This is a genomic window from Saccharopolyspora antiqui (assembly GCF_052246905.1).
GTDB lineage: Bacteria > Actinomycetota > Actinomycetes > Mycobacteriales > Pseudonocardiaceae > Saccharopolyspora.
On record NZ_JBQQBO010000013.1, the window covers coordinates 137,123 to 159,521 of the forward strand.

At 68.0% G+C, this 22,399-nt stretch carries 22 protein-coding genes and 2 tRNA genes; 6 read left to right on the forward strand and 18 right to left on the reverse strand.

Going from position 1 to position 22,399, the window contains the following annotated elements; all coding sequences use genetic code 11:
* Nucleotides 1-55: 55 nt before the first annotated feature.
* Both ACTWQN_RS21265 and ACTWQN_RS21270 read right to left on the reverse strand, forming a co-directional pair.
* Complete coding sequence (locus ACTWQN_RS21265) at nucleotides 56-724, reverse strand: O-methyltransferase (protein ID WP_443205272.1); 669 nt, start codon at nucleotides 722-724, stop codon at nucleotides 56-58.
* Between the two features lie 167 nt (nucleotides 725-891).
* Complete coding sequence (locus tag ACTWQN_RS21270; protein ID WP_443205273.1) at nucleotides 892-1,872, reverse strand: GlxA family transcriptional regulator; 981 nt, start codon at nucleotides 1,870-1,872, stop codon at nucleotides 892-894.
* A 71-nt stretch (nucleotides 1,873-1,943) separates the two neighbouring features.
* Here ACTWQN_RS21270 and ACTWQN_RS21275 point away from each other — a divergent pair, with 71 nt between their 5' ends.
* Nucleotides 1,944-3,221, forward strand: a complete 1,278-nt coding sequence (locus ACTWQN_RS21275) for an MFS transporter (RefSeq protein ID WP_443205274.1) — start codon at nucleotides 1,944-1,946, stop codon at nucleotides 3,219-3,221.
* On the opposite strand, the gene ACTWQN_RS21280 is transcribed toward ACTWQN_RS21275, so the two are convergent.
* Both ACTWQN_RS21280 and ACTWQN_RS21285 read right to left on the reverse strand, forming a co-directional pair.
* A complete protein-coding gene (locus ACTWQN_RS21280) occupies nucleotides 3,190-3,819 on the reverse strand; it encodes an SRPBCC family protein (protein ID WP_443205275.1) in 630 nt (209 codons plus the stop codon). The genes ACTWQN_RS21275 and ACTWQN_RS21280 overlap by 32 nt on opposite strands.
* A 162-nt stretch (nucleotides 3,820-3,981) precedes the next feature.
* Nucleotides 3,982-5,760 carry an ABC transporter ATP-binding protein gene (locus ACTWQN_RS21285; RefSeq protein WP_443205276.1) on the reverse strand — a complete coding sequence of 593 codons (1,779 nt, stop codon included), beginning with the start codon at nucleotides 5,758-5,760 and terminating at the stop codon, nucleotides 3,982-3,984.
* 76 nt (nucleotides 5,761-5,836) lie between these two features.
* Here ACTWQN_RS21285 and ACTWQN_RS21290 point away from each other — a divergent pair, with 76 nt between their 5' ends.
* A complete protein-coding gene (locus tag ACTWQN_RS21290) occupies nucleotides 5,837-6,448 on the forward strand; it encodes a TetR family transcriptional regulator (protein WP_443205277.1) in 612 nt (203 codons plus the stop codon).
* Between the two features lie 176 nt (nucleotides 6,449-6,624).
* Nucleotides 6,625-7,077 (forward strand): nuclear transport factor 2 family protein, encoded by a 453-nt coding sequence (locus tag ACTWQN_RS21295; RefSeq protein ID WP_443205278.1) that lies wholly within the window; start codon nucleotides 6,625-6,627, stop codon nucleotides 7,075-7,077.
* 7 nt (nucleotides 7,078-7,084) lie between these two features.
* Here ACTWQN_RS21295 and ACTWQN_RS21300 read toward each other — a convergent pair whose 3' ends face one another.
* Nucleotides 7,085-7,324: a hypothetical protein gene (locus ACTWQN_RS21300; protein ID WP_443205279.1), complete on the reverse strand. Its 240-nt coding sequence runs from the start codon at nucleotides 7,322-7,324 to the stop codon at nucleotides 7,085-7,087.
* A 946-nt stretch (nucleotides 7,325-8,270) separates the two neighbouring features.
* Here ACTWQN_RS21300 and ACTWQN_RS21305 point away from each other — a divergent pair.
* On the forward strand, nucleotides 8,271-8,687 hold the full coding sequence (locus ACTWQN_RS21305) for an Ig-like domain-containing protein (RefSeq protein WP_443205280.1): 417 nt from the start codon (nucleotides 8,271-8,273) through the stop codon (nucleotides 8,685-8,687).
* Between the two features lie 175 nt (nucleotides 8,688-8,862).
* Here ACTWQN_RS21305 and ACTWQN_RS21310 read toward each other — a convergent pair whose 3' ends face one another.
* The 7 genes from ACTWQN_RS21310 to ACTWQN_RS21340 form a co-directional block, all read right to left on the reverse strand.
* Complete coding sequence (locus ACTWQN_RS21310; RefSeq protein ID WP_443205281.1) at nucleotides 8,863-9,990, reverse strand: IPT/TIG domain-containing protein; 1,128 nt, start codon at nucleotides 9,988-9,990, stop codon at nucleotides 8,863-8,865.
* 162 nt (nucleotides 9,991-10,152) lie between these two features.
* Nucleotides 10,153-10,929, reverse strand: a complete 777-nt coding sequence (locus tag ACTWQN_RS21315; RefSeq protein ID WP_443205282.1) for an IPT/TIG domain-containing protein — start codon at nucleotides 10,927-10,929, stop codon at nucleotides 10,153-10,155.
* 556 nt (nucleotides 10,930-11,485) lie between these two features.
* A complete protein-coding gene (locus tag ACTWQN_RS21320) occupies nucleotides 11,486-11,710 on the reverse strand; it encodes a DUF1737 domain-containing protein (protein WP_443205283.1) in 225 nt (74 codons plus the stop codon).
* A 136-nt stretch (nucleotides 11,711-11,846) separates the two neighbouring features.
* Nucleotides 11,847-11,919 (reverse strand) — tRNA-Arg (locus tag ACTWQN_RS21325).
* Between the two features lie 41 nt (nucleotides 11,920-11,960).
* A tRNA-Ser gene (locus ACTWQN_RS21330) sits at nucleotides 11,961-12,050 on the reverse strand.
* 113 nt (nucleotides 12,051-12,163) lie between these two features.
* Complete coding sequence (locus ACTWQN_RS21335; protein ID WP_443205284.1) at nucleotides 12,164-14,158, reverse strand: acetoacetate--CoA ligase; 1,995 nt, start codon at nucleotides 14,156-14,158, stop codon at nucleotides 12,164-12,166.
* 57 nt (nucleotides 14,159-14,215) lie between these two features.
* Complete coding sequence (locus ACTWQN_RS21340; RefSeq protein WP_443205285.1) at nucleotides 14,216-14,917, reverse strand: dienelactone hydrolase family protein; 702 nt, start codon at nucleotides 14,915-14,917, stop codon at nucleotides 14,216-14,218.
* Between the two features lie 253 nt (nucleotides 14,918-15,170).
* On the opposite strand from ACTWQN_RS21340, the gene hisC reads away from it, so the two are divergent.
* Together hisC and ACTWQN_RS21350 are read left to right on the forward strand one after the other, a co-directional pair.
* Nucleotides 15,171-16,232 (forward strand): histidinol-phosphate transaminase, encoded by a 1,062-nt coding sequence (hisC, locus tag ACTWQN_RS21345; protein ID WP_443205286.1) that lies wholly within the window; start codon nucleotides 15,171-15,173, stop codon nucleotides 16,230-16,232.
* Between the two features lie 147 nt (nucleotides 16,233-16,379).
* A complete protein-coding gene (locus tag ACTWQN_RS21350; RefSeq protein WP_443205287.1) occupies nucleotides 16,380-17,285 on the forward strand; it encodes a serine hydrolase in 906 nt (301 codons plus the stop codon).
* Between the two features lie 307 nt (nucleotides 17,286-17,592).
* Here the strand turns inward: ACTWQN_RS21350 and ACTWQN_RS21355 are convergent, their stop codons facing one another.
* From ACTWQN_RS21355 to ACTWQN_RS21380, 6 genes are all read right to left on the reverse strand, one after another.
* Complete coding sequence (locus ACTWQN_RS21355; RefSeq protein ID WP_443205288.1) at nucleotides 17,593-18,216, reverse strand: hypothetical protein; 624 nt, start codon at nucleotides 18,214-18,216, stop codon at nucleotides 17,593-17,595.
* A 50-nt stretch (nucleotides 18,217-18,266) separates the two neighbouring features.
* Entirely contained in the window at nucleotides 18,267-19,076 is an 810-nt protein-coding gene (gene ldt-CoaP, locus ACTWQN_RS21360; RefSeq protein WP_443205289.1) for a L,D-transpeptidase, read from the reverse strand.
* Nucleotides 19,077-19,410: 334 nt separating this feature from the next.
* Nucleotides 19,411-19,971 carry a DUF4352 domain-containing protein gene (locus tag ACTWQN_RS21365; protein WP_443205290.1) on the reverse strand — a complete coding sequence of 187 codons (561 nt, stop codon included), beginning with the start codon at nucleotides 19,969-19,971 and terminating at the stop codon, nucleotides 19,411-19,413.
* A 195-nt stretch (nucleotides 19,972-20,166) separates the two neighbouring features.
* On the reverse strand, nucleotides 20,167-20,937 hold the full coding sequence (locus ACTWQN_RS21370; RefSeq protein ID WP_443205291.1) for an ABC transporter permease: 771 nt from the start codon (nucleotides 20,935-20,937) through the stop codon (nucleotides 20,167-20,169).
* Nucleotides 20,934-21,917, reverse strand: coding sequence for an ABC transporter ATP-binding protein (locus ACTWQN_RS21375; protein ID WP_443205292.1), 984 nt, complete (start codon nucleotides 21,915-21,917; stop codon nucleotides 20,934-20,936). The genes ACTWQN_RS21370 and ACTWQN_RS21375 overlap by 4 nt, the downstream gene beginning before the upstream one ends.
* Nucleotides 21,901-22,374 carry a MarR family winged helix-turn-helix transcriptional regulator gene (locus ACTWQN_RS21380; RefSeq protein WP_443205293.1) on the reverse strand — a complete coding sequence of 158 codons (474 nt, stop codon included), beginning with the start codon at nucleotides 22,372-22,374 and terminating at the stop codon, nucleotides 21,901-21,903. Before ACTWQN_RS21380 ends, ACTWQN_RS21375 begins: the two co-directional genes overlap by 17 nt.
* Nucleotides 22,375-22,399: the final 25 nt, after the last annotated feature.

Below are 22,399 nucleotides of genomic sequence, written 5' to 3' on the forward strand. Positions count from 1 at the left end.
TCGGGCGCGCTGAACAAGCCGTTCCGCACACCCGCGTACTGGTCTGACCACCAGATCATTCATCAGGCCGGAGGACCACGGCAAGGGCGAAACCGTCGTAGCCCTTCACACCGACCGTCTGGATCGTGGTGGCCTCCGCCCTCGGCTCGGACGCGAGCATCTCGTGGAACCGGCGCACGCCGCGCACCGCCGGATCGGTGCTGTGCTCGTCGACCACCTCGCCCCTGCGGACCACGTTGTCCACGACCACCATCCCGCCCGGTTTGGTGAGCACCATCGCCCACCGGAAGTACTCCGGCAGATTCGGCTTGTCCGCGTCGATGAAGACCAGGTCGAAGGCGTCCTCGACCAGTTCCGGCAGGGTGTCCAGGGCGAAGCCGAGGCGCACCTCGGCGACGGCGTCCAGCCCCGCCCGGGCCAGGTTGCCGCGCGCGACCTCGGCGTGCTTCGGCTCCACCTCCAGGGTGATCAGCCGACCGTCCGGCGGCAGGGCGCGGCCGAGCCAGATCGCGCTGTAACCGGCGAGCGTGCCGATCTCCAGGATGCTGTGCGCCCGCACTGATCGGGCCAGCAGGTGCAGCAGCTTTCCCTGCAGGGCGGAAACGCTGATGCGCGGCAGCCCGGCGTCGTCGGCGGCCCGCAGCGCAGCGATGAGCACCGGATCTTCCGGCGCGAGCAGCCCGGCCAGGTAGTCGTCCACTGCGGTCCACTGCTGTTCTGCCATGCCGACCTCCTGTCGTTTCCACCATTGCACCCGGTCGGACCCCACCGCGCAGCGGATCGGCTGGAGCACTGGTTCGCCGCGCTTGGGCACACCGGCTGAGCAGCTCGTGCGGCCACCGTGGCCAACCTCGACGGATGTCGATCAGTCCTATGTGGACATCTTGGTGGTCAACCCACCATGACCGATTCGCCGCCGCGGAAGGTGCTGCGATAGGCGCTCGGTGACACGCCGAGCGCGGCCTGCAGGTGCTGGCGCAGCGAGGCCGCCGTGCCGAAGCCCGCGTCCGCCGCGATCCGGTCGACGGACAGATCGGTCTCCTCCAGCAGATGGCGGGCCCGCTCGACGCGCTGCTGGGTGAGCCACTGCAACGGCGAGATGCCGACCTCGTCGCGGAACCGCCGGGTGAACGTCCGCACGCTCATCGACTCGCGGGCGGCCAGCTCGCGCAGGGCCAGCGGCCGGTCCAGGTGTTCCAGCGCCCACGCGCGGGCCCGCGCGGTCGAGGAGAACTGCGGTTCGGGCATCGGGCGTCGGATGTACTGGGCCTGGCCGCCTTCGCGGTGCGGCGGGACGACGGTCACGCGCGCCACCTCGTTGGCGACCGCCGCGCCGTGATCGCACCGGATCATGTGCAGGCACAGATCGATTCCAGACGCTTCGCCAGCCGAGGTCAGCACGTCGCCGTCGTCGGTGTAGAGGACGTCGGGATCCAGGTGGACCGCCGGGTAGAGCTTCCGGAACTGGTCGCCGGACCTCCAATGCGTCGTCGCCCGACGGCCGTCGAGCAACCCGGCCGCGGCCAGCACGAAGGCGCCGGTGCAGATCGAGGCGATGCGCGTGCCGGGACGGATGCGCGCGAACGCATCGGCCATGGCGGCGCTGAGTCGACCGAGGGTTTCGGACTCGTCGTACTCGTGCGACGCCGGGACGATCACCGTGTCGGCAGCCGCCAGGGCTTCCGGACCGTGCGCGACGCGGATCGGGAAATCCGCGTCGGTGCGTATCTCTCCGGGAACGAGTGCGCAGGTCACGACCTCGTACAGCGGATCCCCGGCAGGCGAGAGCGCCCGCCCGAACAACTGGTGCACCAGGCCCAGCTCCATCGGCATCACACCGTGGCGGACCAGCACCGCGACTCGAATAGCCATGGCCCGATTCTTGCATATGTTGTCTATCAGGCCACTCGTTCCACTGGGCTCGACGACGCAGGGTCGAAGCCATGACAGCTGGCACGACGACCGAACCGGTTCAGCGAACACACATCCACCGCGCCTGGTGGGTCGCCGCGGTCACCGCCCTGGCGATCGTCGGCGCGGGCGCCTGCGCCACCACCGCCGGTCTGCTGGTCACTCCGCTGCACCACGAGTTCGGCTGGTCGCACGGCACCATCGGCGTCGCGGTCTCGGTGAACATGGCGCTGTACGGATTGACCGCGCCGTTCGCGGCGGCGCTGATGGACCGCTTCGGCATCCGGCGGGTGGTCGTCGGTGCGCTGCTGCTGATCGCATCCGGTGCCGGGGTCACCACGGCCATGTCCGACTCCTGGCAGCTGGTGGTCGGTTGGGGCCTGTTCGTCGGGGTCGGTTGCGGCGCGTTGGCGATGGCCTTCGCCGCCACCGTGACGCACCGCTGGTTCGTCGCGCGGCGCGGGCTGGTGACCGGATTGCTCACCGCAGCGAGCGTTTTCGGCCAGTTCGCCTTCCTCCCGGTGCTGTCGTGGCTCATCGATCGGTTCGAGTGGCGTACGGCGACCATCACGCTGGCGGTTATCGCGTTGGGCACCGCACCGCTGGTCTGGTCGGTGCTGCGCGACCATCCCGCCGACCTCGGCCTGCGCCCGTACGGCGCGACGCGGTTCTCCCCCAAGCCGGTACCGGTTCCGGGCGCCGCCCGCCGTGCGCTCCGGGTGGTGTTCGCCGCCGCGCGGACCGGACCGTTCTGGTTGCTGGCGGGCACTTTCGCGATCTGCGGCGCGTCGACCAACGGGATCATGTGGACCCACTTCACTCCCGCCGCACACGATCACGGCATGCCCACCACGGTGGCGGCTTCGCTGCTCGCGGTGATCGGGGTGGTGAACGTAGCTGGCACGATCAGCTCGGGCTGGCTCACCGACCGGTTGAGCCCGCGCCTGCTGCTGGCCGGCTACTACGCGCTGCGCGGTACATCCCTGCTGTTCCTGCCGGTGCTGCTGGCGCCGACGGTGCGGCCGACGATGATCGTCTTCGTCGTCTTGTTCGGACTGCTCGATGTGGCCACCGTGCCGCCGACGATCGCGCTGTGCCGCGAGATCTACGGTGCCGACGGCGCGATCATCTTCGGTTGGGTGAGCGCCGCCCACCAGGTGGGCGCCGGGCTGGTCGCCTTCTTCGGTGGCGTGGCGCGGGACCTGCTGGGTTCCTACGACGCGGTGTGGATCAGCGCGGCCGGGCTGTGCGCCGCAGCCGCCCTGCTGGCGACCGCGATCAGGCGGTCGACGGGTCGAGGTCTGGCGTGAACTGCGCGGTCGCCGCGGCGATGCCCTGGGCGATCTGGTCGCCGTCGGCCGTGCCGGAGTCCTCGGCGGCGGCGGCCCACGCCTTGATGGTCTGCTGGGAGAACCGCTGCACCTCCGCGGAGTTCTGCCACTCGACCGGGTCGGGGAAGATCTCGCCTCGGAGGAACAGCTCCAGGCCGAGCAGGCTGACGTCCCAGCCGGGGCCGACGAACAGCGCGCCCGCGGCGCTACCGGCCACCTCCATCGGGACCGAGTGCATCATCTCGAACCCGGTACCGACGTCCACCTCGGACAGTCGCAGCTCCACCACGCTGGTGTCCATGCCGAAGGTCATCTTCAGCAGGCGGGGTGTCTCGCAGCGGAGGATCTCGCCACCGGCGTTGCCTTCGAGCTGGAACCGGCCACCTTCCCGCAGCTCCCCGGTGACCGGCAGGAACCAGCGGCGCAGCTGATCCGGTTCGGCCAACGCGTTCCAGACGTCCTTGATCGGGGCGGTGTAGTTCCGGCGCAGCAGCACGCTCACCCGTTCGCCGCCGTCGATCGAGTGCTGGCAGACCACCCGCTGCACGGCGGTGACCTGCGTTGCGATGTCGATCATGTGGTTCCTCTCCGTCCGGGCGCCCGCTGGTCATCATCCGGCCTCCACCGCACTCTCGCTCGCCTCGTGGGTGCGGAAGCGGGTTGGCGCCCGCCGTCGCACCCACGAGCGGACCGGGGTGTGCGCGGTCTGCTCGATCGCCAGTTCAAGCACCGCTGGCCATCACCCGGCCTTGGTCGCAGGCTCGCGCGTACCGGCAATTCGCAGCGCCTCGACCAGCTCCCGGTACAGCCCGTCAGTGGCGAGCAGATCCGCGTGCCGTCCTTGGGCTCGGATCCGCCCCGCGTCCAGCACGACGATGTTGTCCGCATCGAGCACCGTCGAGAGCCGATGGGCGATCGTGACCACCGCCGCGTTGTCGGCGCGGTCCCGGATGCAGTCGTGGATCGCGGCCTCGGTGCGGCCGTCGACCTGCGCGGTGGCCTCGTCCAGCAGCAGCACATCGGGGGTGCGCAGGATCGCGCGCGCCAGCGCGATGCGCTGTCGTTCGCCGCCGGAAACCGATGCCGACGCCAGCGGCGTGTCCAACCCGGCAGGCAATGATTCGATCTTGTCCGCCAGCCGCACCGCGCGCAATGCCGCCCGCAGCTCGTCGTCGGTGGCATCGGGATGGGTGAACAAGAGGTTGTCCCGGACCGTGCCAGGCACGATCGGGGTCTCCTGTTCCACGTATGCCAGACGGGACCGCACCTGGTCGTGGCTGAGCTCCGGATAGGGCCGCCCGTCCAGGAAAAGCTGTCCTTCCTGCGGCTCCAGGAAGCGCAGGACCAGCGAGAACAGCGTGGTCTTTCCCGCGCCCGTCGGCCCCACGATCGCGGTGTGGCCGCGTCTGGGGATCACCAGGTCTACTCCGCGCACCACCGGCTCGGCATCCGGCCCGTAAGCCGCGGCCACACCCCGCAGCTCCAGCACCGGCGTCTCGCGGGTGACCGCGGCCGCGATCGGGCGAGGATCGGCGCTGATCTCCGGCGCGAGCTCGCTGACCTCCCGGATCCGCCCGGCCGCGGCGACTCCGGTCTGCAGTGCGGTGACGTTCCGGCTGAGCTCGGTGATCGGGTCCATCAGCCCGAACGCGTACAGCAGGAACGCGATCAGGCTGGACACCTCCAGCTGCCCGGCGCTCACCCGCCAGGCACCGACGGCGAGGATCAGGATGATCGCCAACTGGATGCCGGACCACGCGATGGTCCAGGCGATCGCCTCCCGCCGGACGGCGCGGATGCTGTGCTGCGCGGAGGCCCGCGCATCGGCGATGATCCGCTCGGCCTGCCGGTCCTCGGCCCGGCTGACCTTCACGGTCCGGATCGCGCGCAACGCGCCCTCCAGCACACCGCCGAGTCGCCCGACGTGTTCCTGCGCCTGCTCCTGCGCCTTGGCGATGGCTGGCATCAGCACGGCGAACAGCACTGCGACCACGAGGACCGACGCCGTCGTGATGCCGAGCAGGACCAGATCCAGCACGCCCATCAGCAGCAGCGTGCCGACCAGCATGATCGTCCCGTTGATCAGGCCGATCACGCTGGAGGTGGCTGCCTCGCGCAGCAGCACCGTGTCGGAGGTGACGCGCGTGACGAGCTCGCCGGTGGGGCGGCCGGTCACGGTCAGCACCTTGGCGCGGAAGAACCGCCGCACCATCGACTCGCGCGCCGCCAACACCACGCGCTCACCCAAAGTGCCCAGCAGGATCCACTGCCAGGTCCATATCAACCCACCGGCGACGAGCAGCACCAGCAGCGCCGCGACTGGCGCGGCCAGCGACGCCGACGCGTTCAACGAGTCGAGCACCCACTTGGTGACCATCGGCGTAGCCAGGCTCAAAGCCGATGCGACCAGCGCCAACAGCAACGCGAGCAGCAGCTTGCCCACATGCGGCCGTGCGAACGACCACAGCACGCGCAGCCTGCCGCCGCGACCAGACTCAGCCCTGTCCGAAGCATTCATGTTCCCCAGTGGAACATCTATGTTCCACTTCAGTCCAGTTATTTTTCGAAATGGGACGCGGAGGTAGAGTCGCCTCATGACCGAAGCGGACGGGACCGCGGCCTTCAGACGCGCACACCTCGAAGTGACCGGCAAGGGCGAGACCGCGGCGCGGCTGCGAACCCGGCGGGCCATCCTCGACGCCGCGGTGGGGATGCTCGGCAAAGACGCGTCGGCATCCCTCGCCGACATCGCCGCCGCGGCCGGCGTCGGACGCACCACCCTGCACCGCTACTTCCCGGACCGCTCCCACCTGCTCGCCGCGCTCAGCGCGGTCGCGGCCGACAAGATCACCGCGGCCACCGCGGATGCCGCTCCGGAGCACGGCACGGCGCCGCAAGCCCTGGACCGGCTCTGCCAACAGCTGTTCGAACTCGGCGACCTGCTGATGTTGGTGTTCAACGATCAGGAGTTGGTGACCTGCGGAACCTGGGACGAGGACACCGACGCCGACCGGACGGTGCTGCGGATCGTCGAACGCGGCCACGACGACGGCACCATCGACCCGGAACTGGACGGGCGTTGGATCCAACAGGTGCTCTGGGCCGTGCTCTACTCCGCCTGGCAGCACACCCGGTGCAACGGCGCGCCCAAGCACGCGGCACTCAGCATGTGCCTGCGCACGCTGCGGAAGGCGGTCAGCGCCTGAGCACAGCGCGGCGGTAGCGGCGCGAGTCGGGCACTGGCCAGTGGGCGCACCACGGTCCGCGCGACCAGCCTGCTCAGCAGGACCATCCATCCAACGAGGTCATTGGCGGCACCCACGATTCGTGTTAATGTTGGTGAAGCCAACGTTGGTATCACCAACAATATGGTGAGCGAACCGTGATCGAACAGACCCAACGCAGCGACCTCGACCAGCAGTTGCGGCGGCTGGCCGATCGGGAGGGGATCGTCGAACTGCTCGCCCGCCAAGGCCGTTGGCTCGACGAGCAGCGCTTCGACGAGGTGCGAACGATCTTCACCGAGGACGCGACGGGCGACTTCCCCGCCGGACGACTGCACGGCGCCGACCAGCTGGCCGAGCGGGCCCGGCGCAGTCACGCGGCCTTCGCCCGGACCCAGCACGTCACCAGCAACGTGCTGATCGACCTAGCCGAAGACCGCGCAACCGTCACCGCGAACCTCATCGCGGTCTTCGTGCAGGACCCGAGCGACCTCGAACCGACCTTCACGATCGGCGAGCGCTACCGCTTCGAAGCGGCCAGGACCCCGGCGGGCTGGCGCTTCTCCCACGTCGAAGCCGAACGGCTCTGGCGCTCCGGCGCCGCCGCGTGACCGGCCATCACCGCTTGCCGCGGGCCCGTTCCCGACTGGACTGGCGCAAGCCCCAGTAGCAGAGCGCGAAAACCACCACCGCAGCGATGCAGAGCCCGTAGTTGAACACCGCGTCCGACGTGCTGACCTGCTCGGGGTAGAGCACGATCTTGGCGGTCACGTAACCGATGCCGACCAGTCCGACGGTCCCGTCGAGCAGCCAGAAGCGCCGCCAGGAACGATCAACCGGCTGCCCATCCCGCACCATGCTCCCGACGGTAGCGACTCGCACCCGACCGGGCGTTGGTGCGAACGGGGTCATTTGCGAAAAGGACCGCCGCGATCGCCATCACGGCGAAGGCCGACGACGGCGGGGCCGACCACGACCACGAGCGGCGCAACCAAATTCGATGCCCTCGCCGTGCGCCAGTCGCGTGAGGGTCAGGTCGCCGCCAGTTGGCGAATGTCCTCGGCGATGGCGGAAAGCGGCGCGGTGTGGCCGATGGAGGCGAACCAGCCCCAGCGTTCAAGTGCAGTCCACCTCCGGCGACCACCGGGATCCAGTTGCGATCCGCTGACAAATTCAGATCTCGCGCAACCACCAGTTGCCCTAGAAATCGCACTCCGGCATTTTGTGGAACACGTAAAACATCTCCGACACTTTCCACGCATGCATTCTCGATAAGCCGGTCGTGCGCAGTCGAAGAATCCGGATTCAGGAGCAGGTCTGATCAACAGGAGCGGCATCCTATCCCGAGTCGACAAACGCCGCCATCGCGGCGACAAGTGGGCCGGTCGCACTGACACCAGGCTCCTGACCTCGGGGTCTTGCGTCCAGCCTGGAGCGCGACCACTCGATCGACGCCGACGAAACCTGAATTCGATCCCGATTCACAATCCGCGACACGACTGATTGTGCAGGCGACCAGACCCTTGACCTATCCGCCGCCAGGCAAAATGTGACAAATTCTTGGATAGCCGCGGCCGATGCGCCGATGACGAAATTCCGCCCGTCCGGGGGTAAAGCGTCGCCCGTAAGGATCACCGGGGCGCGCTTCCGGTTGCGACCGGAATTTCGACCGACTAGCTATTTTCGCGTGGTTCATTCGACACCGCGCATTGCCTCGAAACTTTCTTTAGGAGGTATTACTGTGAAATCTGGGCACAGGCGGAACCTTCGCGGGTTGGCAGTTGCGTTCGCCACGCTGGCCGGATTGGCGGCATTCGCCCCGCAGGCAGCGGCTCAGGCCGTGAACTCGACCACCACGGTGCAGGCGTCGCCCGCCTCCGCGACCGTTGGACAGCAGGTCGTGCTGAGCGCGACGGTCAGCTGCCCGGGATTCACTCCCGGTGGCCTTGGCGTGACCTTCTTCGACGGTCCCGACATCCTCGACACGGTGCCCCTCAACGCCAGCGGAAACGCTTCGCTAACCACGGCTTTCTCGACTGTGGGAAGCCACGAGATCACGTCTGCCTACAACGGTGATGAGAACTGCGGGGCGTCGAACGACACCACCACGGTCCAGGTGTCTTCCGCGCCCACGCCGCCGACACCGCCCTCGTGCGACTGCGGCTTGCTCAACCTCATCATCGGCGATATCAACTTCGGGCCGTACACGGTGACGAACTAGGCACCGCGGCAGGCAACGGGCCAGGACCAACGACGAGCCCGTTTGTCGTACCGAGCAAGGCGCATCAACCCCGGCTCGATTTCGAGCCGGGGTTGATGTTCCCGAGGTGAAGACGCGGCAATCACCGTCCCACCCCGGAACCCCAGCGACAGATTCGCGTGCTGCGCATCCGGAATCAGATCTGCGGGGCCGGGATGTAGTTGTACGGCAAGGTTCCGCTGTTACCTCCCGGCGTTGCCACCGCCACGAGTACCGTCCCGGTGCCCGGTGGCGCCACGGCGGCGATCTGCGTGTCCGACAGGACGACGAAGGAAGCAGGGTTGACACCGAAGGTGATCCCGCTCGTGAACGTCAGGTTCGAACCGTTGATCGTCACCCCGTTCCCACCGGCCTGCGGGCCCTGGGCGGGAACCAGGCTGGTGATCGTCGGAGCGCTGAGGTAGGCGTACGACAACGAATTGCTGGTGCCGCCCGGTGTGGTGACGACGACCTGTACCGCGCCAGCCGGGCGGGCCGGCGTGGTTGCGGTGATCTGCGTGCTGGAATTGACCGTGAACGTGGTCGCCGGAGTTCCACCGAAGGTGACCGCGGTGGCACCGGAAAGATCGGTTCCGGTGATCGTGACGACCTCTCCCCCTGCCGTCGGCCCCATATCCGGTGTGAGACCCACCAGCGCGGGGGCGTTGAGGTAGAAGAAAGCGACCGTGTTGTTGCTGGTGCCGCCGGGCGCGGTGACGACGACTTGCGCCGCGCCAGCCGGGCGGACCGGCGTGGTTGCGGTGATCTGCGTACTGGAATTGACCGTGAACGTGGTCGCCGGGGTCCCACCGAAGGTGACCGCGGAGGCACCGGTGAAATTGGTGCCGGTGATCGTGACGACCGTTCCCCCGGAGGTCGGCCCACTGCTGGGACTGACGCTCCCAACCGTGGGTACGGGCGGTGTCTGGTAGTTGAAGAACACCGCGTTGGTGCTGGTTCCGCCCGGGGTGATGACGCGGACTTGTGCGGCGCCCACCGGACGGGCCGGGGTGGTCGCGGTGATCTGGGTGTTGGAATTGACGTTGAAGATGGTGGCGGAAGTACCGCCGAAGGTGACGGCGGTTGCGCCGATGAATGCGGACCCGGTGATGGTGACGACCGTGCCGCCCGTCGTGGGCCCGGATCCAGGACTGACCCCGGTGACCACGGGGACGACCAGCACCCCCACGGAATCGGTGTCGATTTCGGGTTTTTCCACGTTTGAACTGCCTGCTTGCGGATTGGTGGCCATGATGTCCTTCACGCGCGGAGCCAACGCTGCCATTGCTTGACGAGCCATCGCAGCGCAGGCAGTAGGGCGGCTGAGCCGGACCGGCGCCGGTATTGACTCGTACTTGCCGGTTGGGGTTTTCGACCGCAGAAGTCGGCGAACTTGAGTTTTTGGGGTGGAGCCAGGGGCGCGGACGCCCCTGGCTCACCGATGTGCCTAGATACCTGGCCCTGCGAGGTAGGTGAAGCCAGCGGCCAGCGTGGCACTACCACCGGTGGTGGTGACCGTGACGTCCGCCGTTCCCGCAGTTCCAGCCGGGGTGATCGCGGTGAGCTCGGTGTCCGACAGGACGCTGAAGCTCGCCGGGACTCCGTCGAAGGTGACCTGGCTGGTAGTCGTCAGCCCGGTTCCACCGATGGTGACCGGCGTACCCCCCGCCGTCGGTCCTTCATCCGGAACGATGGTGTCCACCGTCGGTGCCGCGACGTAGGTGTAGAACAGACCGTTGGTGCTGCCACCCGAGGTCGTGAGGGTGATCGCCACCGTTCCGGCCGCTCCCGCGGGCACTGTCGCGACGACGGTGCCCGCGTTCGCACTGGTGATGGTGCCGGCGTTGGCACCGAAGGTGATGGCACTGGCCGTGTTCAGGTTCGTGCCGGTGATCGTCACCGAGTTGCCGCCAGCGGTGACCCCGGAAGACGGGCTGATGCTGGTCTTGGTCGGCGGCTCGATGTAGAAGAACGGCAGGGAATTGCTGGTCCCGCCCGGCGTCGCGACGGTGACGCCGACCGAGCCGTGCCCTGCTGGACTGACCACGTCCACCTGCGTCGCGGTGTTGGCGGTGATCGTTGCGGGGTTCAAACCGAAACGAACCGCAGTTGCGTTTGCCAGGCCGGTACCGGTGATGACCACAGCGGTCCCACCAGCACTGGAACCCTGGTTCGGGCTAATTGGCATTGAATCCTCATTCCAATCAGATGGCGTAAGGAACATGCCCGCGTCAGACCCACACGGAGCGCACCCCAGTAGCACTCAGTAACAAGAGAGTTCCCCAGTTGAGTCCGATCATCGCGGACAGTGACCAACCTAGCTCGCAAAACCACTGATCGTTAGTAAGTAAACACGAACGGTTATTCGTTCACTCGCAAAGACCTAATCGGGTTAACTCTGGGTGCAATAGGTAGGGCCACATGGCGTAACCCCTTGCCTACCTTTGTCGCCCCGATAGAAGCAGGCCGACCCCAAAATGATTACTCTCCGTGTCTCCTGCCGATATTCCGGCCAGTTCACCGCACCAGTTGCTGGAACGAAACGCGACCGATCGCCGACACAGGGTGCAGAGGGGTAGCGATGTTCACGCACCCCACGGAGGGGGCTCGATGGGAAGCACGACGCGCGGCTCGGCAAGAGCGAAAAACCCATGCCGCAAAGAGGTTCGCGCCGCCTCGAAGAGACCCGGTGCGCACCGAGCCGGAATCCGCGATGCGCCTCATCGATTGGCCCGGCATTACCACCGCGCGGGTACCGCGAACGCCGGTCGGGAATTTTGTCAGCAAGGCCACACGAGCGCTTGCGCCACGATCACCGTGGTGCCGTTGAAGGTCGCTGCCGGTGACCCGTGCAGCTCGTAGCCCGCGTCGAGTGCCGCGCTCACGCGGCGGCAGAAACTCTCGTCATCCGGCCCGGTCAGGAGACGGTAGCGGGGCTGTCCGTTCGGCGGCTGACCCATGTCCGCAAGCATCCCACGCAACCGGTTCGCCGCGGCGATGCCCACAATCGCAGCCGGAGCGCACCAACGACGCAGCTGTGGCCACACCGACGGGATGACACCGACGGGGAGGCGCAGTGCTCGGACCCCGAAAAGCAAAGAACCCCCTGCTGGAGGGGGTTCTTGCTGTCTCGACCAGACGCGCGCCCGAAGGGATTCGAACCCCTAACCTTCTGATCCGTAGTCAGATGCTCTATCCGTTGAGCTACGGGCGCATGTTCAATTGTGGGTCTCCACTTAGCAGTGAAGGCCGCAGCGGAGGCTCCGGGATTTGAACCCGGGAGGGGGCGTAACCCCCAACCGCATTAGCAGTGCGGCGCCATAGACCAGACTAGGCGAAGCCTCCCGGCAACCCTCGCGGCCACCGGAGAAAAGACTACACAACCGGCGGACCTGTCGACAAAGGGGGGTCGATGTTGCCTTCGGGGAGGTCGCCGCGGTGACCTCCCCCACCGTCGATCAGTCCGCCAGATCGGCGCTGAGCTGCACGAATCGGTCCAGGGCCGCCGGGTTCTGCAGGGCGTCACGGCTGACCGCGCGCTCCGGTGGGGTGCCCGCGAGGATCTTCTTCACCGGGACTTCCAACTTCTTGCCGTTCAGGGTGCGCGGCACCTCGTCGACGACGATGAACCGGTTCGGCACGTGGCGCGGCGAGAGTTCGGTGCGCAGCGCGGCCGTCAACTTCGGCTGGATCGCTTCGAGGTCGGCGCCCGCGGCCAGCACCAGGAAGCACAGCAGTTCACCGTCGGTCTCACCGGCACCCGAGGTGTCGATCACCAGCGAGTCGACGATCTCCTCGAAGCCCTCCACGACCCGGTAGAACTCGGCGGTGCCCATCCGGACGCCGCCGCGGTTGAGGGTCGAGTCGCTGCGACCGTAGATCACCAGGGTGCCGCGATCGGTGATCCGCACCCAGTCACCGTGCCGCCAGACGCCGGGGAAGGTGTCGAAGTAGGCCTCGCGCAGCCGGGAGCCGTCCGGGTCGTTCCAGAAGAACACCGGCATCGTCGGCATCGGCTTGGTCAGCACCAGTTCGCCGACTTCCTCGTGCAACTCCTTGCCGAATTCGTCGTAGGAGGCCACCGCCGCGCCCAACATCGGGCAGGAGATCTCCCCCAGCCACACCGGAACATCCGGCGCGGCGCCCACGAACGCGGTGCACACGTCGGTGCCGCCGGAGACGCTGGCGATCTGCACGTCCGCGCCGATCGCGTCGGCCACCCAGCGGAAGCCGTCGGTGGTCAGCGGTGCCCCGGTCGAGCCGACGGTGCGCAGCGCGGACAGATCGAAGTCGTCCTTGGGGCGCAGTTCCTGCTTGAGGCAGCTCTGGATGAACGGCGCCGACGTACCGAAGTAGGTGATCCGGTGGCGGGCCGCCAGCTCCCACAGCGCGGTCAGCGACGGATAGCCCGGGTTGCCGTCGAACAGCACCACAGTCGCGCCGTTCAACAGGCCGCTGACCAGGTAGTTCCACATCATCCAGCCGGTCGTGGTGAACCAGAAGAACCGGTCGCCCGGACCGAGGTCGCAGTGCAGTCCGGTGGCCTTGAGCTGCTCCAGCACCATGCCGCCGTGGCCGTGCACGATGCCCTTCGGCAAGCCGGTGGTGCCCGAGGAGTACAGCACCCACAGCGGGTGGTCGAACGGCACCGGCTCGAACTCCAGCGGCGCGCCGCGGTGCTGCGCCAGCAGCTCGTCCCAGTCGAGCGCCCCGGTCAGTTCCGCGTCCTCGGCGAGGTAGTCGATCAGCACCGTCGCGGCCAGGCTCGGCATCGCCGCGCGCAGTTCGTCCACAGTGGATCGGATGTCGAATTGGCGGCCGCCGTAGCAGTACCCGTCGACGGCGATCAGTACCTTCGGTTCGATCTGCACGAAGCGGTCCGCGACCGCGCGGGCGCCGAAGTCCGGCGAACAAGACGACCAGGTGGCACCGAGGCTCGCCGCCGCCAGGAACGCCACCAGCGTCTCTGGGCTGTTCGGCGCGAGCGCGGCGACCCGGTCACCGGCGCGCACCCCCAGCGCCGCGAGGCCCGCGCGGGCCGCCGCCACCCGCGCCCGGAGCTCGCCATAGCTGATCTCCTCGGTGCGGCCGTCCTCGCGCGCGAAGATCACCGCGAGGTCGTCGTCGGCCTTGCCCGCGCCGTCGCGCAGCGCGTGCTCGGCGTAGTTCAACGTGGCGCCGGGAAACCACCGCGCACCCGGCATGGCCTCGGTGGTCAGCACCTGCTCGGCGCGGTCGTGGAAGCGGACGTCGAAGAACTCCGCCACCGCGGCCCAAAACGCGCTCAGGTCCGACACCGACCACTGCCACAGCGCCCGGTAGTCGGGCAGATCGAGGCCGCGCTCGGCGCGCAACCACTCGCGGAACGCGGCCATCCGGCTGGCGGCCACGCGTTCCGCGCTCGGTTGCCACAGCAACTCGGGAGCCGATTCGGGGTGGGTGCTCGATGTCATGGGCTCTTCCTAACCCACGACTACCCGATTCAGCCAGCGGTCAATGCGGCAGAGATTTCAGCGCAGGTGGAGGTCGAACCAGTTGCGGGCCCGCTGCCACGCGTCCGAGGCGGCTTCCTCGTCGCGGTCGAACCGGTGCCCGGCGCCCGCGTAGCGGACCACGTCGGTCACCGTCGGGGCGGCGTCGGCGACCTCGCGGAGCTTCTCGACCTCGCCAGCCTCGATCTCATCGTCATCGCCGTACAGCCCGAGCCACGGGCAGGCGATCTCATCGGCGATCTCCACCAGCGGCGGAACCGCCGCGGACAGCGGGTCGAGAATGCCGCGTCCGCCGACGCTCACCGCCGCGCCGAGCGTGCGGCTGGCCGCCACCACCAGCGCCGCGGTGCCCCCGACGTCGAAGCCGATGATGCCCTGCCGGTCGGTGGGTACGCTCCGGTCGGACAACCAGAGGAAGGCCGCGTCGGTGTCGGCCAGGATCGAGTCGCCGGAGAGCCGCTGGACCTGGTCGTGCACGTGCTCGTCCGGATGGTGGTCGTGGAACTCGTCGGTGCCGTCCCGGTGGTAAAGGTGTGGCGCGACGGTGAGCCAGCCCTCTTCCGCGAGAGCGCTGCTCAACCGGCGCACCCGCTGCGTGACACCACGGGCCTCGTGCAGGACGACCAGCCCACCACGCACCACGTTGTTCGGTTCGGCAACGGTGAACCGGAGTTGGGTGCCGTCGGTGAGCGAGAGCGTCTCGGTCCGGGTTTGGGTCATGCGAAGCAGGTAATCACGTCAACGTGAACACCAGTCAACGAGTTCAGCCGGTCGGACGAGTGAATTCCGACGGACGGTCACTGGGACGGGCCGTTGCTTTGCGCCATCCGCCGCACAACCGCTTTCCGAGTGCGGTGGGGCTCCGGTCGGAGATCCACCGCCGCGCATCCCGCGAGGTACGGCGACCCGCGCACTCCCGCTCCCGCCTCGGCGAGTTAACGTCCAGGTGACGGACTGGAGCTAGGAGTCGTAAATGACCGTGCGCACTCGTGCCGACCTTGAGCAGCTGCCCGCTTACGTCGCGGGACGCACCATCCCCGGCTCGATCAAGCTGGCCAGCAACGAGGTTTCGGAAGGCCCGCTGCCGAGCGCGGTGGCGGCCATCAACCAGGCGGCCAGCGAAGTGCACCGCTACCCGGACATGGGAGTGGGGCAGCTGACCGAGGCGCTGGCCGCTCGGCTCAAGGTGGCTCCGGAGCGGATCGCCGTCGGCTGCGGTTCGGTCGCGCTGTGCGAGCAGCTCGTGCAGGCGACCTGCACCGCCGACGACGAGGTCGTCTTCCCGTGGCGGTCCTTCGAGGCGTACCCGATCATCACGCAGGTCGTCGGCGCCAAGCAGGTGCGCGTGCCGCTGACCGCCGGGCACGCGATCGACCTGGACGCGATGCTCGCCGCGATCACCCCGGCCACCCGGCTGGTCTTCGTGTGCACGCCGAACAACCCGACCGGCACCCTGCTGCGACGGGCGGAGCTCGAAGCCTTCCTGGACCGGGTGCCCTCGGACGTGCTGGTGGTGCTCGACGAGGCGTACTTCGAGTTCGTCAGCGACCCGGACCGGCCGGATGGCATCGAGATCGCGCTGCGGCGCGACAACGTCGCGTCGATGCGCACCTTCTCCAAGGCCTACGGGCTCGCCGGGCTGCGGGTGGGCTACGCGGTGGCGCCGCCGAAGGTCGCCGAGGCGCTGCGGAAGGTGTCGATCCCGTTCAGCGTCAACGCGCTCGCGCAGACCGCCGCGATCGCCTCGCTCGACGCGCCGGACGAGTTGACCAAGCGGTGCGCCAACGTGGTGGCCGAGCGGGAGCGGGTGCACCGCGAACTGGTGGCCGCCGGGTACGAGGTTCCCGAAACGCAGGCGAATTTCGTGTGGCTGCCGCTGCGCGAGCGGACCGCCGAGTTCAACGAGCACTGCCTGCGCAACCGGGTCGTGGTCCGCGCATTCGTCGGGGAGGGCGCGCGGGTCACCATCGGGCTGCCCGCCGAGAACGACGCGTTCCTCGTGGCCGCGCGGTCGTTCCGCCGAGCGGAGCAGTAATCCCGCACCCGATTCGGCACATCCGGGAATCCGGGCGCACCGAAAGCGCGAAATGCGGCGTGGTACTTCCCGCCAATCATGATCATGGCCCATGCTCCACCTATAGGCTCATCCGCAGCAATGAAATGCGATCCCATGGGGCGAAAAGTGAACTTCGCAAAGAGAGCCGCCGTTGGTCTGGCCACGGCGACCGCCGGACTGCTGCTCGCGGCAACCCCTTCCCACGCGGTGCCGATCAGCGATGGCATGACCGTCGGCTACGTGGTGGTGGACACCGAATCCGGCGAAACCGTGCTGCAGTTCCACGAGCACGACAAGTTCCGGTCGGCGTCGTTGGTGAAGCTGTTGATCGCGATCGACTACCTGGAAGCCTTGGACGGCAAGGAGATCCCGGCCGAGGATCGCGCGTTGCTGGAGCCGATGCTGCGCGCCAGCAACGACGACGCCGCGAGTGCGCTGTGGGTGCGCGGCGGGCAGCAGGCGATCGTCGACCGGATGGTCGCCAAGATCGGGCTGGTCGACACCGCGCCGCCCACCGACGAAGGCATGTGGGGCTACACCGCGCTCAGCGCGGCCGACGTGGCGAGGATCTACCAGTACATCCTGCACGACGCGGCCCCCGAGGTCCGCGAGTTCATGCTGACCAACCTGCGCGCGCACACCAAGTGCGCGGACGACAAGTTCGACCAGTCCTTCGGAATTCCCAGCGGGGTGCGCGAGCCGGGCGCGGTCAAGCAGGGCTGGTCGGGGTTCGGCGCCGCGCCGGAGCCCGGTGCGGAGTGCCAGGACTCCAGCGACCCGGGGCTGAGCGCGCGACTGCTCAGCTCGCCGGAGGTGCAGCGGGCCCAGCAGATCGCACCGGGTGAGGACGCGACGCCCGCCGCGGCCAGCGACATCGACCTGACGCGCCCCGCCATGCACACCTCGGGCACGGTCGGCGACGACGAGAAGATCATCGTGCTGCTCACCCTGGAGCCGGAGCAGACGTCCTGGGACACCGCCGCTGAGCGGATCACGGCGCTGACCAAGTTGTTGGACACGACCACGCGCTGACCGAATTTCCAGTGCCATTTCCCGGGCCAGAATTTCACGGAGCCAGAATTTCCCAGGGCCAGAATTTCCCTGGCCCAGAACGGATTCCGGGACTGGCTCTCCCGCAAGACGGTGGTGTTCAGCGAAGAGAGGGGGAGTACTTCGCCGAACACCACCGCAGGGGGCGTGGTCGTTTGAGCCGAAACGACCACTTGGAGTGCGTAGCAAGCTACGCAGCACGGAATGTAGTGGTGATCAAAGAACGCTGGCCAGCGACAGCTTCACGATGCACCTGTTCAGGTGGCAGAAGCCAGCCGTCCGGATGATCTCAGCCGGTGACCGCGTGGTGCCCGCGGACTGCGACCGGAGTCGGCGCGGTCGGCAGGCTCGGATCGGTGACCTCGCCCGGTCCGCTCGGCCCACCGGGACCACCAGGTCCACCCGGCCCACCAGGTCCGCCTGGTCCTCCCGGCCCGCCAGGCCCACCCGGGCAATCCATCCCGCCCGGGCCCGGCCAGCCGGACCCGCCCGGCCAATCCGACCCGCCCGACCCGCCCGGCCAGCCGGACCCACCCGGCCACTCGGGCTCGTCGGAGCCGCCCGGCCAGCCCGTACCACCCGTTGTGGGTGGGCAATCCGGCTGCTCGGGCCGGTTCGGCTCGTCGGGCTTCCCCGGCGGCTGGGGAGTCCCCGGCGTGTTGCTGTCGTCCTGCGGGTGGTCGACGATCGGTGCGTTGACGCAGTCGTTGGCCTGGGGCGACAGGATCGGCGCGACCGCCCCGAGCACCGCGATGTTGTTGCCGCACAGTTGGATCGGCAGCAGGCTCAGGTTGTTGTCGTTGCCCAGGTTCAGGCCGTCGTTGTCGGCGCTGTCGGCCAACGCTGGCGCACCGCTGACGAGCACTCCGGCGCTCGCGGCGAAAATCCCCGCGATACAAGCCGTCCTACGCATACTCGCACTTCCTTTTCTGTGTGTTACGGGGAAAACTCCAGCCGCGGCCGTCACCGCAGGTGGACGAGGGTGCCTAGCGGCAGGGTGGTCAGCAGCCGCAGTGCGTCGTCGGGCACCCGAACACAGCCGTCGCTGCTCGCCTGCCCGAACACCGCGGGGTCGGGCCAGCCGTGCAGCGCGACCGTGCCGGGACCGCCGCCGTAGGTGTTGAAGGTTTCCGAGTGCGCGCCCAGCGGCAGGATGATCGGGCTGAACCGGGTCACGGTCTCCTCGATCGCGGCCATGATGAAGGTGCGACCACGCGGTGTCGGCGAGTCCGGCGAACCGACCCCGACGATCCATTCCCCGATCACCGCACCGTTGTTGCGCACCGCGAGCCGCCGCGCGTCGATGTCGACGTCCACGACGTAGGGCGATCGGGCGCGGTCTACCCGGTCGTCGGAGCGCACCCAGCCGGTGGCGCCGTTGGGGCCGGACGGGAGCAGCACCTGGGCCCACGGCCCACGTTCCGCGATGACCGGCACCCAGGTGGGGTTTTCCAACTGGGTGGCGGGGAGGCGGGCGAAAACCGGACCGTCGGGTGTTTGGTGCACGGCGATGTCCTGCTTGACGTGCAGGACGACGCCATCGGTTTCCGCGCTCGGCGCCGGATCCAGCGGTGCCGAGGGGAAGTTGGCGAAGGTGGTGGCCGATGCGTGCATGCCGAGGTCGGCACGGGCCATCGCGTACGCCGGCTCGAACGTCGGCGCACCCGCACAGCCGGTGAGCGCGAGGCACAGCGCCGCGAGCGCGGCGACCGTCGCCCGGACTCGGCGTTCGGCGGAATCAACTTGTCTGGTAACAGTTGCGCGAGGTCTCATGATCGGCTCCTGGCCCGTTGGCATACCTGTTGTCGGCAGCGTCCGGCGATGGCCGGGAAGCACCTGCGGCGGGCAGCCTGATCTGCGAGATCAAGTGCCGCCGGGACGCTAACCCGTCCCCGGGCGAACACCGACGCAGACCAACCGGAGCACGATCCCGCGAATTGCCGCCTGATCAGTACAAACAGATCAGCGCTACTGTCGACTATGGATTGTTACCGGAAGCCGATCACTCGATCGTGTGAGGTTTTTAAGTCTGTTGAGCGACAAAAGGCCGGGTCTTCCGCGTCGAGGGGCGACTCGGAAGACCCGGCCTGTCAGAGGGCGCGCGACCTCACTTCCAGGTGGCGACGAGGCCCAGCGGCTGGCTGTTGGAGTCGGTCGGCTGGTACTCCACGGTGAACCCGGTGGCGTCCGCCGGCACGTCGTAGTAGATCTTGCCGGTGGCGACCTCACCGTTGGCGGTCAGCAGGTGGATGAACGCCCCCGAGATGTCCATCGTGACGATGGCCGGTTCGTACCGGTTGCCCTGCGAGTCGACCAGGGTGAACTCGTCCTCGCTGATGTTGCCGGCGATGCCCGACAGCAGCGACGCCTGACCTTCGATCACGATGAACTTGCCCTTTTCGGGCGGGAATTCCGCCTGCGCGGCGTCGAAGTCGGCGGGTGCGCCGACGGTCACCTGCAGTTCGGATTCGTCATCCGGCGAGAACTTGATCGGCTGCCCGAAAGCAACGCTCTGCGGACCGGTGGATTCTTCGGATTGGGTGCTGCCCTGGCTGCTGCCCTCCGTGGAGGCGGAGTCCCCGCTACCGGAAGCGTCCGAGCTCGCGGCTCCGCAGCCTGCTAATCCGATCAACAACGCCGCGGCTAACGGCGCAATGAGCCTTTTCAACTTTCCTCACACAAAAAGAGAATTTAGGTCTAGTCCAACGGCGGTCACCCTGCCACAAGCATCCGGACGGAACAATCAGAACAGACAAATGTCCTAACGGGTACTTCGACTGAACTTCGGATGTGCAAACGGGCAGATCCGATCGCGGGCGCGGAAAACGGGCGCCAACCCGCATTCCGCACCCGCGAAACCCGATCAGTCCAGGGCTCGGCGCAGGAAGAACCTGATGCCCAGGTAACCGAAGACCACCGTGGCGATCAGCAGCGCCAGCACGCAGATCCAGGCCGGCATGTGCGGAACGTCCGGGAGCAGGGCACCGCGCATGCCTTCGCTGACGTAGGTCAGCGGGTTGATCGCGCACAGCACCTGGAACCACCGGAGGTGTTCCAGCTGCGCCCACGGGAACTGGGTCGCACCGGTGAACATCAGCGGCGCAAGGATCACCGCGAACATGATGTTGATGCGGCGCGGCGGCACCGCCGCACCCACCGTCAGCCCGACGGCCGCACCGGACAGCGAGCCCAGCACCATGCACAGCAGGGCGAAGGCCAGGCCGCCGAGATTCCAGTTGATCTCGCCGAGCATCCACATCCCCAGCGGCACCATCAGCACCGCCGCGAACAGCCCCCGCAGCGCGCCGAAGAGCATCTTCTCCACCGCGACCCAACTGATCGGCAGCGGCGCCAGCAGCCGGTCCTCGATCTCCCGGGAGAACGAGAAGTCCAGCACCAGCGGGAAGGAGGTGTTCTGCAACGACACCAGGAACGCGTTGAGCGCGATCATGCCGGGCAGCAGGATCTGCGCATAACCGGGCTGGGCGTAGCCGAGTTCGCTGAGCACCTTGCCGAAGATGAACAGCAGCGCAACCGGCTGCACCAACACCTGCGCCAGGAAGCTGGGCAACTCCCGTCCCGTCACGAAGACGTCGCGGCCCAGCACCGCGGTGAACGCGCGGACAGGACTCATCGCAGTTCCCTTCCGGTCAAGTCGATGAAGACGTCTTCCAGCGTCGCCGAGCCCAGCGACAGGTCGCTGACCGAAACCCGCTGCTCGTGCAGGGTTTGCGCGACCGGCCCGAGCAACGCGGCGGGCTCCTCGCCCACGTACAGCCGCAGGCGCAGCTCCGCGTCCCCGTCCGGCGTGGTGCCGGACCCGATCTGCTCGACCCGCTGGACACCGTCCACATTGGACAGCAACTCGGTGACCTTGCCGGGGTCGTAGCCGTTGGGCCGCAGCGTGGCGTCCACCGTGCCGCTACCCGGCAGCGACTTGATCAGCGCCTCCGGGGTGTCCAGGGTCAGCAGCTTGCCGTGGTCGACGACGCCGACCCGGTCGGACAGCTTCTCCGCCTCGTCCATGTCGTGCGTGGTGAGCACGATGGTCACGCCCTCGGCGCGCAGGTCGTTGATCCGGTCGTGAACGAACAGCCGGGCCTGCGGGTCGAGCCCGGTGGACGGCTCGTCCAGGAACAGCACCTCGGGCCGGTGGATCAGGGCGCGGGCGATCATCAACCGCTGCGACTGCCCGCCGGATAGGTCGTCGACGCGGGCTTTCGCCTTGTCCGCCAAGCCCATCCGATCCAGCAGCTCGTCGGCGAGCCGCTGCCGCTCGCTGCGCCCGACACCGTGGTACGCCGCGTGCCAGATCAGGTTCTGCCGCGCGTTCAACGAGCGGTCCAGGTTCACCCGCTGCGGCACGACGGCCACCTTGCTGCGGGCCGCGACCGGATCGGCGGCCACGTCGACCCCGGCGACGCGGGCCGATCCGCTGGTCAGCAGCACCCTGGTGGTCAGGATGCCGACGGTGGTGGTCTTGCCTGCGCCGTTCGGGCCGAGCAGCCCGAAGATCTCCCCGGCGGCCACCTCGAAGCTGAGCCCGTCCACCGCGTTCTTGCTGCTCTTGGGATACCGCTTGACCAGGTCGGTCACTTCAACCGCTTTGGCCACATCCGCCTTCTTTCTCGTTCAGTCCGCTCAGGAGCGCGAGCAGGTACTGCCGGACCAGGGCCTCCTGCTCGGGACTGGTGTCCGGTTCGATCCGCCTGAATTCCGCGCGCACCCCCTGCCACGCAGTGTTCAGCGCCTCCCGCCCCGCCGGGGTGATGCACAGCCGGACGACGCGCCGGTCGACCGTGTCGCGCTGCCTGGTGAGCAGCCCGTCGGACTCCAGGGCATCGATGACCGGAGTCAGCGTCGCCGGGCGCACCCAGCAGCGCTGGGCGACCTCGCGGTGGGTTCGGCCGTCCTGCTCGTCGACCGCGGTGAGCGCGATCATCGCCGTCTGGCTCAAATCGGTACTTCGCGCCACGGCCTGCTCCCAGTGGTGCGACAGCCGCCGACCGGCCAACCCGACCAGTCGGCTCAACGGCATCCGCTGCGGGTCTTGTTCCAGGAAGCCGGGCACAGGCCAACAATACCCACTGGGAATG

Excerpts from the sequence above, each read along its gene's own strand:
- ACTWQN_RS21265 (WP_443205272.1), bottom strand. The coding sequence starts at position 724 with ATGGCAGAACAGCAGTGGACCGCAGTGGACGACTACCTGGCCGGGCTG.
- ACTWQN_RS21270 (WP_443205273.1), bottom strand. The coding sequence starts at position 1,872 with ATGGCTATTCGAGTCGCGGTGCTGGTCCGCCACGGTGTGATGCCGATG.
- ACTWQN_RS21275 (WP_443205274.1), top strand. The coding sequence starts at position 1,944 with ATGACAGCTGGCACGACGACCGAACCGGTTCAGCGAACACACATCCAC.
- ACTWQN_RS21280 (WP_443205275.1), bottom strand. The coding sequence starts at position 3,819 with ATGATCGACATCGCAACGCAGGTCACCGCCGTGCAGCGGGTGGTCTGC.
- ACTWQN_RS21285 (WP_443205276.1), bottom strand. The coding sequence starts at position 5,760 with ATGAATGCTTCGGACAGGGCTGAGTCTGGTCGCGGCGGCAGGCTGCGC.
- ACTWQN_RS21290 (WP_443205277.1), top strand. The coding sequence starts at position 5,837 with ATGACCGAAGCGGACGGGACCGCGGCCTTCAGACGCGCACACCTCGAA.
- ACTWQN_RS21300 (WP_443205279.1), bottom strand. The coding sequence starts at position 7,324 with ATGGTGCGGGATGGGCAGCCGGTTGATCGTTCCTGGCGGCGCTTCTGG.
- ACTWQN_RS21310 (WP_443205281.1), bottom strand. The coding sequence starts at position 9,990 with ATGGCAGCGTTGGCTCCGCGCGTGAAGGACATCATGGCCACCAATCCG.
- ACTWQN_RS21315 (WP_443205282.1), bottom strand. The coding sequence starts at position 10,929 with ATGTTCCTTACGCCATCTGATTGGAATGAGGATTCAATGCCAATTAGC.
- ACTWQN_RS21335 (WP_443205284.1), bottom strand. The coding sequence starts at position 14,158 with ATGACATCGAGCACCCACCCCGAATCGGCTCCCGAGTTGCTGTGGCAA.
- ACTWQN_RS21340 (WP_443205285.1), bottom strand. The coding sequence starts at position 14,917 with ATGACCCAAACCCGGACCGAGACGCTCTCGCTCACCGACGGCACCCAA.
- hisC (WP_443205286.1), top strand. The coding sequence starts at position 15,171 with ATGACCGTGCGCACTCGTGCCGACCTTGAGCAGCTGCCCGCTTACGTC.
- ACTWQN_RS21355 (WP_443205288.1), bottom strand. The coding sequence starts at position 18,216 with ATGCGTAGGACGGCTTGTATCGCGGGGATTTTCGCCGCGAGCGCCGGA.
- ldt-CoaP (WP_443205289.1), bottom strand. The coding sequence starts at position 19,076 with ATGAGACCTCGCGCAACTGTTACCAGACAAGTTGATTCCGCCGAACGC.
- ACTWQN_RS21370 (WP_443205291.1), bottom strand. The coding sequence starts at position 20,937 with ATGAGTCCTGTCCGCGCGTTCACCGCGGTGCTGGGCCGCGACGTCTTC.